Annotated in this window: 20 protein-coding genes; 19 read left to right on the top strand and 1 reads right to left on the bottom strand. The window is 46.0% G+C overall.

Going from position 1 to position 15189, the window contains the following annotated elements:
- Positions 1 to 13: 13 nt before the first annotated feature.
- The 13 genes from FEN17_RS15775 (at position 14) to FEN17_RS15715 (ending at position 12128) form a co-directional block, all read left to right on the top strand.
- Positions 14 to 937 carry a helix-turn-helix domain-containing protein gene (locus tag FEN17_RS15775; protein WP_138366299.1) on the top strand — a complete coding sequence of 308 codons (924 nt, stop codon included), beginning with the start codon at positions 14 to 16 and terminating at the stop codon, positions 935 to 937.
- A gap of 92 nt (positions 938 to 1029) precedes the next feature.
- The gene (locus tag FEN17_RS15770) at positions 1030 to 2412 is read left to right on the top strand and encodes a glycoside hydrolase family 88 protein (RefSeq protein WP_138366298.1); all 1383 of its coding nucleotides are present in this window, start codon (positions 1030 to 1032) and stop codon (positions 2410 to 2412) included.
- 1 nt (position 2413) lies between these two features.
- Positions 2414 to 3238, top strand: a complete 825-nt coding sequence (locus tag FEN17_RS15765) for a sugar phosphate isomerase/epimerase family protein (RefSeq protein ID WP_138366297.1) — start codon at positions 2414 to 2416, stop codon at positions 3236 to 3238.
- A gap of 96 nt (positions 3239 to 3334) precedes the next feature.
- A complete protein-coding gene (locus FEN17_RS15760; RefSeq protein ID WP_138366296.1) occupies positions 3335 to 4480 on the top strand; it encodes a Gfo/Idh/MocA family protein in 1146 nt (381 codons plus the stop codon).
- The gene (locus FEN17_RS15755; protein ID WP_138366295.1) at positions 4477 to 5247 is read left to right on the top strand and encodes a 3-ketoacyl-ACP reductase; all 771 of its coding nucleotides are present in this window, start codon (positions 4477 to 4479) and stop codon (positions 5245 to 5247) included. Before FEN17_RS15760 ends, FEN17_RS15755 begins: the two co-directional genes overlap by 4 nt.
- Positions 5248 to 5357: 110 nt before the next feature.
- Positions 5358 to 6599: an MFS transporter gene (locus FEN17_RS15750; protein WP_138366294.1), complete on the top strand. Its 1242-nt coding sequence runs from the start codon at positions 5358 to 5360 to the stop codon at positions 6597 to 6599.
- 290 nt (positions 6600 to 6889) lie between these two features.
- The gene (locus tag FEN17_RS15745) at positions 6890 to 7267 is read left to right on the top strand and encodes a DUF3244 domain-containing protein (RefSeq protein WP_138366293.1); all 378 of its coding nucleotides are present in this window, start codon (positions 6890 to 6892) and stop codon (positions 7265 to 7267) included.
- Between the two features lie 234 nt (positions 7268 to 7501).
- The gene (locus tag FEN17_RS15740; RefSeq protein WP_229208834.1) at positions 7502 to 7756 is read left to right on the top strand and encodes a type II toxin-antitoxin system HigB family toxin; all 255 of its coding nucleotides are present in this window, start codon (positions 7502 to 7504) and stop codon (positions 7754 to 7756) included.
- Complete coding sequence (locus FEN17_RS15735; RefSeq protein ID WP_138366292.1) at positions 7749 to 8369, top strand: helix-turn-helix domain-containing protein; 621 nt, start codon at positions 7749 to 7751, stop codon at positions 8367 to 8369. The genes FEN17_RS15740 and FEN17_RS15735 overlap by 8 nt, the downstream gene beginning before the upstream one ends.
- A 124-nt stretch (positions 8370 to 8493) precedes the next feature.
- Positions 8494 to 9606: a Gfo/Idh/MocA family protein gene (locus tag FEN17_RS15730; protein ID WP_138366291.1), complete on the top strand. Its 1113-nt coding sequence runs from the start codon at positions 8494 to 8496 to the stop codon at positions 9604 to 9606.
- Between the two features lie 12 nt (positions 9607 to 9618).
- Positions 9619 to 10731 carry a Gfo/Idh/MocA family protein gene (locus FEN17_RS15725; RefSeq protein WP_138366290.1) on the top strand — a complete coding sequence of 371 codons (1113 nt, stop codon included), beginning with the start codon at positions 9619 to 9621 and terminating at the stop codon, positions 10729 to 10731.
- 9 nt (positions 10732 to 10740) lie between these two features.
- Entirely contained in the window at positions 10741 to 11751 is a 1011-nt protein-coding gene (locus tag FEN17_RS15720) for a glycosyl hydrolase family 18 protein (RefSeq protein WP_138366289.1), read from the top strand.
- Positions 11752 to 11786: 35 nt separating this feature from the next.
- The gene (locus FEN17_RS15715) at positions 11787 to 12128 is read left to right on the top strand and encodes a protein-tyrosine-phosphatase (RefSeq protein ID WP_229208833.1); all 342 of its coding nucleotides are present in this window, start codon (positions 11787 to 11789) and stop codon (positions 12126 to 12128) included.
- On the opposite strand, the gene FEN17_RS15710 is transcribed toward FEN17_RS15715, so the two are convergent.
- Positions 12123 to 12338: a helix-turn-helix transcriptional regulator gene (locus tag FEN17_RS15710; RefSeq protein WP_138366287.1), complete on the bottom strand. Its 216-nt coding sequence runs from the start codon at positions 12336 to 12338 to the stop codon at positions 12123 to 12125. The two genes, FEN17_RS15715 and FEN17_RS15710, sit on opposite strands and share 6 nt — an antisense overlap.
- A 111-nt stretch (positions 12339 to 12449) precedes the next feature.
- On the opposite strand from FEN17_RS15710, the gene FEN17_RS15705 reads away from it, so the two are divergent.
- The 6 genes from FEN17_RS15705 to FEN17_RS27300 all read left to right on the top strand — a co-directional run bounded on the left by FEN17_RS15705 (position 12450) and on the right by FEN17_RS27300 (position 15123).
- Complete coding sequence (locus FEN17_RS15705) at positions 12450 to 12677, top strand: SymE family type I addiction module toxin (RefSeq protein WP_138366286.1); 228 nt, start codon at positions 12450 to 12452, stop codon at positions 12675 to 12677.
- Positions 12678 to 12784: 107 nt separating this feature from the next.
- A complete protein-coding gene (locus FEN17_RS15700; RefSeq protein WP_138366285.1) occupies positions 12785 to 13018 on the top strand; it encodes a DUF433 domain-containing protein in 234 nt (77 codons plus the stop codon).
- Positions 13002 to 13325 carry a DUF5615 family PIN-like protein gene (locus FEN17_RS15695; RefSeq protein ID WP_138366284.1) on the top strand — a complete coding sequence of 108 codons (324 nt, stop codon included), beginning with the start codon at positions 13002 to 13004 and terminating at the stop codon, positions 13323 to 13325. The genes FEN17_RS15700 and FEN17_RS15695 overlap by 17 nt, the downstream gene beginning before the upstream one ends.
- Before the next feature lie 166 nt (positions 13326 to 13491).
- Positions 13492 to 14283, top strand: a complete 792-nt coding sequence (locus FEN17_RS15690; RefSeq protein WP_138366283.1) for a penicillin-binding transpeptidase domain-containing protein — start codon at positions 13492 to 13494, stop codon at positions 14281 to 14283.
- Between the two features lie 109 nt (positions 14284 to 14392).
- On the top strand, positions 14393 to 14938 hold the full coding sequence (locus tag FEN17_RS15685) for a DUF6934 family protein (RefSeq protein WP_138366282.1): 546 nt from the start codon (positions 14393 to 14395) through the stop codon (positions 14936 to 14938).
- A gap of 14 nt (positions 14939 to 14952) precedes the next feature.
- Positions 14953 to 15123: a hypothetical protein gene (locus tag FEN17_RS27300; protein WP_171037934.1), complete on the top strand. Its 171-nt coding sequence runs from the start codon at positions 14953 to 14955 to the stop codon at positions 15121 to 15123.
- Positions 15124 to 15189 lie beyond the last annotated feature (66 nt).

Genomic DNA, 15189 nt, shown 5'->3' with positions numbered 1-15189 from the left:
ATTTAAACAGTTTATGAATTCAGTACCCGATTCAATTCCGATACATTCCCTCCCGAAATCGCCCAGCAAGGTTCCGGCGCTGAAAATTTTCCGCTTTAAAAACAGCATCGGGGTTGAAAACGAATTGCCTGTTTCTCTGCCGATTACGCCACTTCCTACTGATACGCCGCACCGGCACACTTACTACGAAATCCTTTTTGTGGAAGAGGGACAGGGTTTTCACGAAATCGATTTTCATTCCTATAACATTCAGGGTGCGGGGCTTCATTTCCTGACGCCCGGCCAGGTACATTTGCTCACTTTTTCAACTTCCTTCCAAGGTTATATCGTCGCTTTTTCAGAGGATTTTTACACATTTTACAATCCGGTAAACCAGCCGCTCTCGCAGCTTTCTTTTTTTCAACCCGCTCGGCGGCAGCCCATTATCACGCTTTCCGAGCACGAGAAACATTATTTTCACAACATTCTGGAAAATATGGTGGAAGACCATTTGAATCCGGAAATCGATCAGTCGCTGGCCGGGAAATATCTGGGGTTACTCTTGCAGAAATGCGCTTTTTTGAGTCAGAAAAATCATCAGATTGAAGATTCTGCGCCGCTTTCTGTGCCGGAGCTGGTGGGCAGGTTTCAGGAAATGGTGGAGAAAAATTTCAGGACAAAGCACGAAGTGCAGCAGTATGCGCAGGAGCTGTCGGTTTCGCCGGATTATCTGAGTAAAATTATCAGGAAATACCTGGGCAAATCTTCGCAGGAATACATTCTCGACAAATTATTACTTGAAGCAAAAAGGCTTTTGGTCTTCACAAATTTGAGCAGCAAGGAAATCGCTTACCACATTCAGCTGGACGACCCCTCCTACTTTGGCCGCATTTTCAAGAAAAAAACAGGACTAACTCCTAACGAATACCGCGACCAGGTTCGGAAAAGTGCCATTTAATAACCAAAATGTACCTTGACGAGGCATAGCACGCCGAATATCTTTGTATTATCCAAAATTAAAATGGCTAAATAATACTATCGATATCCACTATGCAGATCCGCAACGACTTGACCGCCGCTTCGCTTCAACCCAAAATTGACAAGCTGTGGGCGCTTTCCGCCGAAAAAATTGCACTGATCAACAAAGAGTACGACAATTCGAAAGGCACGCCGGTATTCACCATCAACGGAAAATATACGTTGCGCGGCTGGACAGAGTGGACGCAGGGATTTCAATACGGCGCCGAAGTTTTGCAATTCGATGCGACCGGTGATTCGGCATTTTTGGAAAGTGCGAAAAAGAATACGGTCAAAAATATGGCTTCTCACGTGGGACATTTCGGTGTGCATGACCACGGTTTCAACAATGTGAGTACCTATGGAAATCTGCTCAGATTGATGAATGAAGGCCGTATTCCGGAAAATGAATGGGAGCGGAATTTTTATGAAATCGCGCTAAAAATTTCCGGGGCAGTGCAGGCGAAACGCTGGACAAATGCTAAAAACGGCGAAGGATTTATACATTCATTTAATGGTCCGCACTCACTTTTTGTCGATACTATCCGCTCGGTGCGTGCGCTGATGGTTTCACATTTGATGGGGCATGGTTTGATGGGCGAGAATGATGTGAAAACCAGTCTACTGGAAAGAGGCACATTACATTCGCTGGCTACGGCCAAATATTCGGTTTACTACGGCGAAGGGCGCGACAGCTACGATATCTGGGGACGCACAGCGCACGAAAGTGTTTTTAATACCAATGATGGAAATTACCGCTGCCCGAATTCGCAGCAGGGTTTTTCAGGATTTACTACCTGGACGCGCGGTCTGGCCTGGGCGATGGTTGGTTTCGCAGAGCAACTGGAAACATTGCCGAGCTTTTCGGATGAAGAACTGGCAGCACTGGGCGGACGCAGCGCTGTTGAAGAAATTTATTTGAAAGCTGCCAAAGCTACCTGCGATTTTTACATTAAACATACTGCTTCCGACGGCATACCTTACTGGGATACCGGCGCGCCGGAGCTCCATAAATTGGGCGATTATCAGTCCCGCACGTCCGATCCTTACAATGAATTTGAGCCGATAGACAGTTCCGCCGCCGCGATCGGTGCGCAGGGATTGTTGCGTTTGGGTAAATATTTAAATGATAAAGGTCAAACCGAGCAAGGAAACCAATACTGGCAGGCAGGCTTGACGGCCGTCGATTCACTTTTTGCTGAGCCATATTTATCCACCGACCCTACGCACCAGGGATTGATTTTACACTCGATTTACCACCGTCCAAACGGTTGGGACAATGTGCCGGCTGGTCAGAAAATCCCTTGCGGCGAGTCGAGTATGTGGGGCGACTATCATGCGCGTGAAGTAGCATTGTACCTGCACAGGATCAATAAAGGGTTGCCTTATTATTCTTATTTGGGTTGTATTAAATAATATGAACGACATCACATTAGACCGCTGCTGCATTCATACCATTACGACGAAGCCCTGGGAGCTCCCGGAGGCAGTGGAAAACTATGCGGCGGCTGGGGTCAAAGGTATAAGTGTCTGGCAGAATGCCACAGAACGGATCGGTCCTCATCGTGCCGGAGAGCTGATCCGCGCTGCCGGACTTGAAATTGTTTCTTACGTACGCGGCGGCTTTTTCCCCCATACGAGCAGCGCAGGGCGTGCGCAGGCGATTGATCACAACAAAAAATTACTGGAAGAAGCCGCGGCTCTCGGTGCACCGATGATCGTGCTGGTTTGCGGCGCTTCGCCGGATCAATCAATGGAAAAGTCACGGGAGCAAATCAAAGAAGGTATTAATGCAATCCTTCCGCTGGCCGAAAAACTAAATGTAAAACTGGCCATCGAGCCGCTGCACCCGATGTACGCCGCCGACCGCTCTGCGATCAACACATTGGCCCAGGCGAATGATATGGCGGAGTATTTCAATTCCAAATTTGTAGGCGTGGCGGTGGATGTGTACCATTTGTGGTGGGATGCGGACCTGGAAAAAGAAATCGCCAGATGCGGCGCGCAGGGAAATCTGCTGGCTTACCACGTTTGCGACTGGAAGGTGAATACGATTGATCTTTTGAATGACAGAGGGTTGATGGGGGAAGGGTGTATTGATTTGAAAAAGATCAGAAGCTGGGTTGAGGAAACTGGTTTTGATGGTTTTTGTGAGGTGGAGATTTTTTCTAACATTCATTGGGCTAAAGACCAGCATTTGTTTTTGAGTGAGATTACTGAGGCGTTTTTACGAACTGTTTAGAAATGTCGGCCGGAGGCCTTGGAATAATCGGCACGAAGCTGAGCTTCGCGCCAACTGCTTTAAATAAAAACTAATTGCTAACCGCTAAAAGCTAAAATGACAACACATAACATTGGCATTATCATGAACGGCGTAACCGGCCGCATGGGTACCAACCAACATTTATTGCGCTCGATCAAGGCGATTATTGAGCAGGGCGGCGTGAAAATCTCTGCCGACGAAGTGATTATGCCCGATCCGATCCTGGTTGGTCGCAACGAAGCCAAGCTACAGGCACTTTGCAAGCAGTCGGGTGTGCAGAAATATACGACGGACCTGGATTCGGTGCTATCTGATCCGAATTACCAGATTTACTTTGATGCGCAGGTTACTGGTCGCCGAGCGGCTGCGGTGAAGAAGGCTATTCTGGCTGGAAAACACATTTATTGTGAAAAACCGACTGGTACTACTACGGAAGAAGCATTGGAACTATATGAACTGGCAACGGCTGCCGGACTTAAAAATGGCGTCGTACAGGATAAGCTCTGGCTTCCGGGGATGCTGAAATTGAAGCGTTTGATGGAAAACGGGTTTTTTGGTAAAATCCTTTCTGTGCGTGGCGAGTTTGGCTACTGGGTTTTTGAAGGGCACAGCATTCCGGCGCAGCGTCCTTCGTGGAACTACCGCAAGGAAGACGACGGCGGCATTATCGTGGATATGCTTTGCCACTGGCGCTATGTGCTGGATAATCTTTTTGGTAAGGTAAAATCCGTTTCCTGCCTCGGTGCAACGCACATTCCGGAGCGTATTGATGAAAATGGACAAGCATATAAAGCCACTGCTGACGACGCTTGTTACGCAACATTTGAACTGGAAGGCGATGTGATCGCGCAATTCAATTCTTCATGGACAGTGCGCGTGCGCCGCGACGACCTTCTGACCTTGCAAGTCGACGGTACGCATGGATCTGCTGTGGCCGGTCTTCGCGACTGCCACATTCAACACTATGGAAATACACCTAAGCCAGTCTGGAACCCGGATATTCCGCAGCCGATCCCGTTTTTTGACGGCTGGGCAAAAGTGCCTGAGCAGGAGCTTTTTGATAATGCTTTCAAAGCGCAGTGGGAGCTGTTTTTAAAACATATTGTAAAAGACACGCCATTCCCCTGGGACCTGAAAGCAGGTGCAAGAGGTGTGCAGCTGGCAGAAAAAGGCTTGGAAAGCTGGGCAAAACGGGCCTGGGTTGATATCGACGAACTATGAAAAAAACAGCCCTGATCACCGGAGGAAGCCGCGGTATCGGTTTTGGTATCGCAAAAGCATTGGCCAAAGAAGGTTTTAACCTCGCTATCAATGGTGTGCGCGATGAAGAGCATGTGACCGAAGCATTGGAAGAACTTCGTGGCCTCGGCGCAGAAGTGGTTTATTGTCAGGGAAGTATTGCTTCGGCGGCCGACCGGGACGCGATCATTGAAAAAGCGTATGCGGTTTTGGGCGAAATCAATGTGCTGGTGAATAATGCCGGCATAGCGCCCCGCGTAAGGCTCGACATTCTGGAAACAACCATTGAGAATTACGACGAAGTGATGACCACCAATTTGCAGGGACCGTTTTTCTTCACCCAGGCGATTGCAAAAAGAATGGCCCATACGAAGCAGAATAACCATGCTTTTGAGTCTACCATCATCTTTGTAACATCTATTTCGGCAACCGTCGCTTCTATCAATCGGGGTGAATATTGCATTTCAAAAGCCGGACTGGCGATGACGAATTTGCTTTTTGCCGTGAGAATGGCAGAGTATAACATTCCTGTTTTTGAAATCAGGCCGGGTATTGTCGCAACGGATATGACTTCTAAGGTTACGGAGAAATACGATAACCTTTTTCAAAGCGGCATTGCATTGCAGCCTCGCTGGGGTACGCCGGAAGACGTCGGAAAAGCGGTTGCATCCCTTACCCGGGGCGACTTTCCTTATTCGACAGGCCAGGTAATCGGTGTGGATGGCGGGATGCTGATTGACAGGTTATGAGCGGCTTTTAAGCATTTAGCTCCGGCCGGCAGCTTCTTTGGTTTTATGTAAAATAAAAATATTGTCAAACGAGCTAAGCGCTAACTGCTACTGGCTAAAAGCTTCCAACAATGTCCCTAAATCCTGAATCACGCCCATCTCTTTTATCTCAACTATTACAAATCCCGGTGATCGTGGCCGCGCTGGGCTACCTGGTCGATATGTACGACCTCTTTTTATTCAGCGTCGTACGGGTCCCGAGCCTGAAAGCGCTGAATGTGCCAGCCGAGCAATTGTTGACGGAGGGTATCCGCCTGCTGAACTACCAGATGGCGGGAATGTTGATTGGCGGTGTGCTTTGGGGGATTATTGCCGATAAAAGAGGCCGGCTTTCGGTACTTTTCGGCTCCATCATTATGTACTCGCTCGCCAATATTGGGAATGGTTTCGTACAGTCGCTGGACCAATATGCGCTGCTTCGTTTTGTCGCAGGAGTAGGACTTGCGGGTGAGCTGGGCGCGGGAATCACATTGGTTACAGAAGTTTTGCCAAAGGAAATCAGAGGGTACGGAACAACATTGGTAGCAACCCTCGGCGTCCTGGGCGCGATCCTCGCCTATTTTGTTGCGGATCTTTTTGCCTGGCGGATATCCTATTTCGTGGGCGGTGGAATGGGCTTGCTACTGCTGGTACTTCGGTTCAATGTTTTTGAATCGGGCATGTTTAAGCAGGTCAAAGAAAATACGGTGGACCGCGGCAACATTCTCATGATTTTAACCAACAAAAAACGCCTTGGGAAATACCTCATGGCGATTCTGGTAGGCCTGCCAATCTGGTTCGTGGTGGGTATCCTGATCACATTCTCGCCGGAATTTGGTGCAGCAAAAGGCGTAGAAGGTATCAATGCCGGAAAAGCCGTGATGCTCGCATTTTCCGGTCAGGTGGCGGGTGACATTATCAGTGGTTTGCTGAGCCAATATTTAAAGAGCCGCAAGAAAGTGATAAGGCTATTTATCATCCTGTCGCTGGCCATGGTGGTCGGCTACCTGCTGATCCCGATGCAGGATTTATTCTCTTTTTACCTGCTTTGCACGTTGCTGGGTTTTTGTAACGGCTACTGGACCTTGTTCATCACAATCGCCGCAGAGCTTTTTGGAACAAACCTCCGCGCGACGGTTGCTACTACCGTCCCCAATTTCGTCCGCGGCGCCACGATACCGCTCGCAGCATTGTTTGTGCAATTCAAACCCGACCTCGGCGTAATTCAGAGTGGGCTATTGATTGGTGTGGCAACCAGCGCGTTAGCCATGTTGGCACTGTACTTTTTGGAAGAAACGTTTACGAAAGACATGAATTTTGTGGAAAAGGAATAGTTCCTTCATACATATCACTCATCCGAAAAACGGCTCCTGCAAAACAGTGAGCCGTTTTTTTTAACGTTTGTTAACATTTCTCAAGCAACATTCCTTTCCTGCATCTCCTCATTAGATCAAAATTCAGAAACCGATAAATTACTCATGAAAGATATCAACCACTCATTTACCTAAAACTCCCACTCGTGTACTATGTAATACATAGTACCTGGTTTTATGCCACCTTTGTTATGTCCTCAGGGACAAAAAGAAAATCAAACAAAAACAACAGCCATAAAAATAAAATAGCCATGAAAACTTCAATCAAAACAATCGCATTTGCTTTCGCATTTATCGCTTCTACTTTCGCTGCCAACGCAGAAGACAAAGAAACCAAAGCTTCCAAATTCGGAACCGGTATCTACCCTACCAAAACAGGTAACATCAATGTGATGGTCAACAAAACAGACGCTTCAAACAACACAACGATCTTATTGAAAAATGAAACAGGAGACGTTGTTTACCGCGAAACGGTGAGCAAAGAAAACCAGAAATTCGGTCGCTCTTTGAACATGGATCAAATGGAAGCTGGTCAGTATAAATTGGATGTGATCAGCGGCGGCGAAGTCCAAACCAAATCATTCCAGGTGTCTGAACAAAAAACAGAAAGAGTCCTCACAGTAAAATAAGTCGGTTTTTAAGGTTCACAGAAAGCTCCCGGGGTTAACCTCCGGGAGCTTTTTTTGTTAAAAAATATCCCAGAAATGTGTTACCTCCGGATTAATCACGCGTCTAAATAGAAACGGCAAATTTTAAAGTTCTACTTTTTGTAGAACTTTTCATGTAAATTCAATCGGCGTATGCAACTGTATGGGAAGGGAATTTTATTCAGGCTCAGAAACAAAAATCAGGGGAACGTAAAATTGGCCAAAGCAATTGACCGCTTAATTCAGGACCTGGAAAATGCAGAGGTTGATTCAATAAGCGAGATTGGGTTGATTCGAAGAGATGCTGAGAAAGTGCATAATGCAGGTTACTATTTTATGGATATTCATATCCATAGGACACTGATACTGATAGTTATTGAAGAACGGCAAGCGACAATAGTCTGGGCGGGTAATCATCAGGACTATGAACGAACATTAAAAACAACAAAAAGAGCATCGAAAAATGGCTAAAAAACAACAAACTGCTGTGATGTCAGCATTTGATGTCAGAGAGATGATCAAAAAAGGCGAGCTAACTTCGGAAATAGATATGGAACGAGCAGTCTGGGCAGAAAGGTCTTTGAGGCTGCTAAGTAAAGAACAATCGGATCTGGAACCTCTGAGAAAACAGGTTAAAGATCTAATCCAAAGATATGAATCACTTCACTGGTCCGACTTTGATTCAATTCCTAAAAAGCAATTCAAAGAGAGTGATAAAGCAGAAAAGCAGGTAAAAAAAGAATTACAATTTTTCAAAAAAAGAAAGGAGTTAATTCTCAGCAAGTTGCAAGAGAACGGGTTAAATCAAAACGACCTCGCGGCATTACTCAGCCACAGCAAGTCTTACACATCCGAGTTATTGAGCGGAACTCGTTCTTTTTCATTGAACGATCTGGTTATCATTCACAGGTTCTTCGATATCACACTTGAAAATTTGATCTGCACAGCACTACCAGAGGAAATCGAGAGAAAATTCAATGAAGCGAAGAAATCAGTGGGAATTAATCGGGAAAAGGATTCTTCCCAAATTACACCTCTTGCTAAATCGTCATCAGGTGCTGCGAAACTGAGCAAGTCATATTAAGAACAAGATGAGTAAAGGAAGCATATAGTAAAAAAGTATTCATAGCCAATATTTTAGAGATAAGGAGATAATTCCCGCCAAACTCTTTTCCCCTTGTTTTCCAACACTCTAAAAACTGGCCATTATGAATTCCCGCCGTGACTTTATACAAACGCTTTCCCTCGGATTGGGGGCTGCTACGCTCACTGATCTTACGCCCGCAGTTTCCGCCCCATTTTTGCAAAAAGCCCCTGCCGACAAGCAACTCCGCGTGGCATTGATGGGCCTGGGCGGGTATGCCAACATTGTAGCGAGGGGGATGAAAGAATGTAAAACGGCCAAGCTGGTGGGGATTGTGACAGGTACGCCTTCCAAAATTCCGGAATGGAAGCAGAAATACGGGATTGAGGATAAGAATGTTTACAACTACGAAAACCTCAATGAAATCAAAAATAACCCTGACATTGACATTGTGTATGTGATCACGCCTAACTCACTGCACCACAAGCATGTACTGCAAGTGGCTGCGGCGGGGAAACACGTGATTTGTGAAAAACCGGTGGCGGACAATGCCAAACAAGCCCGGGAGATGATTGCTGCCTGCGAGAAGGCTGGCGTGAAATTTTACATTGGTTACCGCCTTCATTTTGAGCCGCACACGAAGGAGTTGATCAGAATGCGCGAGGCCGGTGAATTTGGCAAAATCATGCACGTCAATAATTATGCAGGTTTTCAGATAGGCGACCCGACGCAGTGGAGACTAAAAAAAGCTTTGGCTGGCGGAGGCGCGGTGATGGATGTGGGCGTGTATTCGACAAATGGTGCGCGGTATTGCACGGGCGAGGAGCCGGTTTGGGTTACTGCGCAGGAATCGAAAACTGATCCGGTGAAATTCAAGGATGTGGATGAGACGGTGACATTTCAGCTCGGTTTTCCGAGCGGAATTATTGCCAACTGCGGCTGTACTTACGGGTTTAATCACGTGGAGATGCTCCGGCTTATGGGCGACAAAGGCTGGGCGGAAATGAACCCCGCATTTGGCTACGGCCCGATTCGCGGCACTACGCACAAAGGCGAAATCAAGCAACCGGATGTAAATCACCAGGCTTACCAGCTGGACGGAATTGCTGATGCGATCCTGAACGGAAAACCCGACCCGAATGTGACCGGTGCAGAGGGATTGAAGGATATGCTGGTCATCGATGCCATTTATGAATCGCTTCGAAAGAATGGGGCGAAGGTTTTTATCAACAAATAATCACTCGTTACTATGGATTCACGCCGTAATTTTCTCCAAAAAATGACCTTAGGAATTGGTGCCACTGCCCTGGCCGATTTACCCGCCGCGGCCCGCGAGCTCTACTCCCGCCCCAAAGCCGACAAACAGTTGCGCGTAGCCATCATGGGACTCGGAAGCTATGGAACGCGGGTGGCCGAAGCCATGAAAGATTGTAAAATGGCCACTTTGGTGGGAGCCGTTTCAGGCACGCCGGCTAAGCTGGAAGATTGGAAAAAGAAGTATAACATTCCTGAAAAGAACACCTACAACTACGAAACCGTCAGCCAGATTAAAAACAATCCGGACATTGACATTGTCTACATTACCACGCCTAACTCGCTGCATCACAAGCATGTGCTACAAATTGCAGCAGCAGGAAAACACGTACTTTGCGAAAAACCAGTGGCCGACAATGCGAAGCAAACCCGCGAAATGATTGCGGCTTGCGAAAAAGCGGGAGTCAAATTTTACATTGGTTACCGCATGCATTTTGAACCGCATACCCGCGAGCTGATCCGGATGCGCGAGGCGGGTGAGCTGGGAAAGATCATGCACGTCAATAATTATATGGGTTTCAAATCCGGCGACCCGAACCAGTGGCGGCTAAAAAAAGCATTGGCCGGCGGCGGCGCGATGATGGACGTAGGCATTTATGCATTAAATGGCGCGAGGTATGCGACGGGCGAAGAGCCGATTTGGGTTACTGCTCAGGAATCTAAAACCGATCCGGTGAAGTTCAAGGAAGTGGACGAAACGATTATGTTCCAGCTGGGCTTTCCGAGCGGCGTAATCGCGAGCTGCGGCACAACCTACAATTTCAATAATTACGAAAGACTGTATGTAGTCGGCGAAAAGGGTTTCGTGGAACTCAGCCCGGCATTCAGCTACGGCCCGATCAAAGGTAGAACGCATAATGGTCCGATGAATCAGCCTGTGATTACACATCAAACTCTGCAGATGGATGGTATCGCCGATATCATCCTGAACAACAAGCCTGATCCGAATGTAACCGGCGCAGAAGGTTTGAAAGATATGATCGTAGTGGATGCGGTGTATGAATCGATCCGGAAAGGTGGGGCGAAAATTATGTTGGCTGGGAAATAATATTTTAAAATGCAGCGTATCACCATGAAGACCTCGATGTTGTTCAAGCAGTGCATTGCCGTTTTCATGGTGATGCTTGCATTAAGTACCAGTTGCAGCAAAAAAAGTGTGACCGTATCCAAAAATGGCGATATGGAGAGTCGCTTTAAGGTAATCGGCTACCTGCCAAATAGCACCGACTTGCCCGCCGCTGCCAGTAAGGTGGATTTCGCAAAGATTACACATTTGTACATTGCATTCATCAATCCGGATTCTTCGGGTCGTCTCACCAAGACTGAGAATTTGAAGGAAGTAGCCACATTAGCGCATTCCAGAAATGTAAAAATCATGGCTTCCATCGGTGGTGGAGGCGCGCCCAAGTATTATCCGTCATTTTTGATCGGGGATAAAAAAAGCAAGCTGATCAGGGATTTGGTTAATTTGGCCGTCGACAATAACCTCGACGGCATTGACGTAGACCTGGAAGGTGCATTGATCGACGCGAACTATGAGAACTTCGTGATCGACCTCGCTGCTGCATTAAGACAGAAAAACAAACAAATCACCGCCGCCATTGCGACTGTTTACAAAGAGCAGTTCACAGACAAAGCCCTGGCGCAGTTCGATTTTGTGAACATTATGTCTTATGACCGCACCGGCCCATGGCGCCCGGATAAACCCGGTCCCCATGCCCCCTACTCCATGGCCGAAGAAGACCTCGATTACTGGCTCATCACCCGCAAAATCCCAAAAGAAAAGCTAACCCTCGGCGTGCCATTCTACGGCTACGGCTTCGGCGGCACCGCGCCTGAAAGTATGTCCTATAAAAACATTTTGCGCCAGTATTCTGATTCTGTCAACCAGGACCAGATGCATTTAAATGGCGGGATGGTTTATTATAATGGTTTGCCGACAATCCAAAAGAAAACCCAGCTAGCCAAAGAGCGCGTAAGCGGGGTCATGATCTGGCAATTGATGCAGGACAGTACGGGAGTGAAGTCGCTGCTGGGAGGGATTGACGGGGTTGTTAAGGGCAAGTGAATTTTTATACGAATGTCGGAAAATGACAAAGGATTATGACCAGACCTAACATCCTCGTCATTTGCGGACGGAACAAAAGACGTAGCCGCACGGCTGAGCACATTTTTAAAAATGACTCACGTTTCAACATTAGATCAGCAGGACTGAGCCCACATAGCAATCGGAAAATTTCTGAGAATGATTTGGCTTGGGCCGATCTCGTTTTAGTTATGGAAAGTGATCAGAAAACCAAAATCCGCACCGTATATCAGCATCTGGAGTTGCCTTCAATCGAAGTTCTCGACATCGCGGATGATTATGAATTTATGGATGAGGAATTGGTTGATGCTTTGCGGGTCAAGATGAACGCGTCATTAAATGAAAATTTTGGATTATAGACTGATCAATTCCTCTAAGCGAACTCCTAGCGCCAAAGAAATTTCATAAAGCGAATAAAGAGAGGGCGAAACCTTTCCATTCTCGATTCTTTCAATCGACTGACGATCTTTTTCGCAAGCGCGTGCCAAGTCTGACTGACTCCAACCCTTGTCGGTTCGGAGTTGGATAATTCTTTTTCCAACCAGTTTTTGCAGTTCAATTTTATCCACGGCACAAACTGCCGCATTGTTACCAAAAATATGTCATCACATGTGTTGACGTATTAATAAATGCTTTACCTTTATTGTAAATCTAAGTGATGACAAACTCCACTATACCAAATGAACAAATTCAAAATGCGTCAACTAAAAATCTATCCAAAGTATCAGAGAACTTCGCAATGGCGTGCCAAGTTCGTCCCGGAGATCAAACTCTGCGGTGAGTGGCTGAAAGATCTGGGTTTCGATTACGGAGAGCACATTATGGTGAAGTTTGAAAATGATAAACTAATTATCGAGCCTGTGGGAGAATTGAGAAAGAGTTCTCAACTGAGAATCTGGAAAGATTGACTACCCCCAAAGTTATGGACAAAGACTAGTGGACTTACATCGAATGTCCGGGCTTGAAATCCAATAAAATGAGTTAAATTGAATCGACAATTTCCGAATCATATAATATGGAAGGCAAGGTTATAAATATTGATCCTGAGATACTCGGCGGCACGCCGGTCTTTTTTGGCACCCGTGTCCCGATCAAAAACTTGTTTGATTACCTGGAAACAGGCGATTCTATTGAAACCTTTTTAGAGGATTTCGATGGAGTAAGTAAAGGTCAGGTAGTCAAAGTCCTTGAAATGTCGCAAAAACTGATTGAAACATCTACACACATTTTGAATGAAAATTTTGCTTGACGAATGCGTCACAAAACGTTTGAAAAGACATCTAGCTGAATTTGAAGTATATACCGTAAGAGAATTGGGGCTTGGCGGAACGAAAAACGGAAAGTTGATGACCTACTGCACTGAAAACCGCTTTGATGTACTCCTAACTATTGACAAAAATTTGATGTACCAGCAAAACCTGGAAAAATACCCGGTCACGATCGTAGTATTAAATAGCTTCACCAGTAAAATTGAAGAGTTGGTAACATTCCTCCCATCATTTAAATCACAGATCGAAAATTTTGAGAGACATAAGGCTTATATCATAAACATATAACATATGCCTCATTACCTGGATTTCCAACATGACTTCGCAGAAGAGCTAAGCCGGTAGGCAACCATTCGGACTTCGTGAAGCTTTTCGAAGCCAGACCACGTCCCCGTAACTGCCACTTTTAGAGATTGAAACGCTTCTTATATTGCGGGAAAATTTCTTAACAGCCATGAAAATCAAGCTGATCATTCTTCTTCTTTGTTGTTCACTTTCTGCATTTGCCCAGGACCTCGTCACACCATTTAAAGACTGCAACCTCACAGGCAGCATTACCATTTACGATTATAAAAACAAAAAATGGATCGTCAGTGACAATGCTGATTCCCGCCGTGAAACGCAGCCTGCGTCGACATTTAAAATAATCAACCTTCTCATTGCCTTGGAAACCGGCACGATCGCGGACGAAAATGCGATCGTGAAATGGCCTGGAAGCACGGATACGACGCTTTATGGTTACCGTCCGGAAATCTATAAAGACATTTCAGTCAAAGAGGCATTCGAGGTTTCGGCTGGCTGGGCATTTGTTGAATTGGCCAAAAAGATTGGTCGGGATAAGTATGCCCATTACCTCAAATTGGCTGGCTATGGAAATGGCAACCTCTCCGAAAAAGGCGCAGATTTCTGGAATTTCGGCCCTTTCGGTGTTTCGCCACGCAATCAGGTAGAATTTTTGATCAAAGTTTTTGAAGGCAAAACGCCGTTCTCTAAGCGCAATGTTGACATTTTGAAACGGGTGATGATCAACGAACAAACTGCTGATTATACCCTCCGTGCTAAAACCGGCTGGACGCGGGTTGACGGAAACGACATTGGCTGGTGGGTCGGCTATGTGGAGCGGAAGGAAAACACTTACTTCTTTGCGACACGGGTAACCAAGAAGCGAAGTATCGTAAATGCTGATTTCGGAAACTGCCGGAAAACCATTACGATCAATATATTGCGACAACTCGGAGCGATGTAGCTTGTATTTGCAAGCCGTTGGATAATCGCGGCCGGCCAGCAGATAATTAGATTGGGCTTGACGCAAGTCACTTTCTTAACTTTTGCCATTTAGAATTAAACCCTCTTTAATGGCAAGTATTTCCGACTCATATCAGGTTCAGGCTTATAAGTTACCAGCAGGCTATGAATTTACATTTATCAGCTCTGGCCACGAACCGATTATTAAAGCGGTTCAATACGCTTACATTCAAAAATTTGAAGACAGGGATGTCTATAATCTTGGGTTTGGAGATTTGGATTTGCAATCTCAGCAGATCGTTGACCAGGTTAAATCCAATAATGGAGATGCTTACAAGGTTTTTCGGACGGTACTTTCAACTATACCCAAACTTTTCGAGCTTTTCCCTGCCGCGATTATCATGGTGCAAGGCAGTGACAGCGGCTCAGATTTTGCGGAAAAATGCCGAAAAACTTGTCTCAAAAATTGCAACCTAACATGTAGGCGTTCCAACCAAAGGATATCAGTATATCGAAGCTATGTAGAAAAAAATTTCGAAAATCTCAGTTCAACATACTGGTTTTTAGGAGGTTTTGCTGAAAATCCACAAAGCATAATAACAGAATTGTATATTCCCGGACGCATTTATGACGCGATTCTTTTATTCAAAAAATAACTTTAACTTTAAATATGGAAACAACACAACCCCATACAATTCCAACTGATCCGCAGGAGCAGGTGGAATTCTTACAGCAATTGATGAAGAGAATGGGTGACCGGGACCTTTTTCCTGAAAAAACTGCCCGGGCCAGAAAGTTTCTTGAAGGTTTAAAAAACAGCCAGCAACGCCTGATTCAGTGATAATCGCATACTCTCCAAAACGTACAAGGCCTACCGTTAAACCCTCCAAAAACCCCTGAGCTTTTC

Origin of the sequence: Dyadobacter luticola (assembly GCF_005860805.1) — a bacterium.
Lineage (GTDB): Bacteria > Bacteroidota > Bacteroidia > Cytophagales > Spirosomataceae > Dyadobacter > Dyadobacter luticola.
This window is presented reverse-complemented; position numbering and strand designations above follow the sequence as displayed.

Bases quoted from the DNA above. Each gene is read 5' to 3' on its own strand.
- FEN17_RS15765 (WP_138366297.1), top strand. From the start codon at position 2,414: ATGAACGACATCACATTAGACCGCTGCTGCATTCATACCATTACGACG.
- FEN17_RS15775 (WP_138366299.1), top strand. From the start codon at position 14: ATGAATTCAGTACCCGATTCAATTCCGATACATTCCCTCCCGAAATCG.
- FEN17_RS15735 (WP_138366292.1), top strand. From the start codon at position 7,749: ATGGCTAAAAAACAACAAACTGCTGTGATGTCAGCATTTGATGTCAGA.
- FEN17_RS15730 (WP_138366291.1), top strand. From the start codon at position 8,494: ATGAATTCCCGCCGTGACTTTATACAAACGCTTTCCCTCGGATTGGGG.
- FEN17_RS15695 (WP_138366284.1), top strand. From the start codon at position 13,002: ATGAAAATTTTGCTTGACGAATGCGTCACAAAACGTTTGAAAAGACAT.
- FEN17_RS27300 (WP_171037934.1), top strand. From the start codon at position 14,953: ATGGAAACAACACAACCCCATACAATTCCAACTGATCCGCAGGAGCAG.
- FEN17_RS15685 (WP_138366282.1), top strand. From the start codon at position 14,393: ATGGCAAGTATTTCCGACTCATATCAGGTTCAGGCTTATAAGTTACCA.
- FEN17_RS15760 (WP_138366296.1), top strand. From the start codon at position 3,335: ATGACAACACATAACATTGGCATTATCATGAACGGCGTAACCGGCCGC.
- FEN17_RS15700 (WP_138366285.1), top strand. From the start codon at position 12,785: ATGGAAGGCAAGGTTATAAATATTGATCCTGAGATACTCGGCGGCACG.
- FEN17_RS15720 (WP_138366289.1), top strand. From the start codon at position 10,741: ATGCAGCGTATCACCATGAAGACCTCGATGTTGTTCAAGCAGTGCATT.
- FEN17_RS15715 (WP_229208833.1), top strand. From the start codon at position 11,787: ATGACCAGACCTAACATCCTCGTCATTTGCGGACGGAACAAAAGACGT.
- FEN17_RS15725 (WP_138366290.1), top strand. From the start codon at position 9,619: ATGGATTCACGCCGTAATTTTCTCCAAAAAATGACCTTAGGAATTGGT.
- FEN17_RS15750 (WP_138366294.1), top strand. From the start codon at position 5,358: ATGTCCCTAAATCCTGAATCACGCCCATCTCTTTTATCTCAACTATTA.
- FEN17_RS15690 (WP_138366283.1), top strand. From the start codon at position 13,492: ATGAAAATCAAGCTGATCATTCTTCTTCTTTGTTGTTCACTTTCTGCA.
- FEN17_RS15705 (WP_138366286.1), top strand. From the start codon at position 12,450: ATGAACAAATTCAAAATGCGTCAACTAAAAATCTATCCAAAGTATCAG.
- FEN17_RS15770 (WP_138366298.1), top strand. From the start codon at position 1,030: ATGCAGATCCGCAACGACTTGACCGCCGCTTCGCTTCAACCCAAAATT.
- FEN17_RS15755 (WP_138366295.1), top strand. From the start codon at position 4,477: ATGAAAAAAACAGCCCTGATCACCGGAGGAAGCCGCGGTATCGGTTTT.
- FEN17_RS15745 (WP_138366293.1), top strand. From the start codon at position 6,890: ATGAAAACTTCAATCAAAACAATCGCATTTGCTTTCGCATTTATCGCT.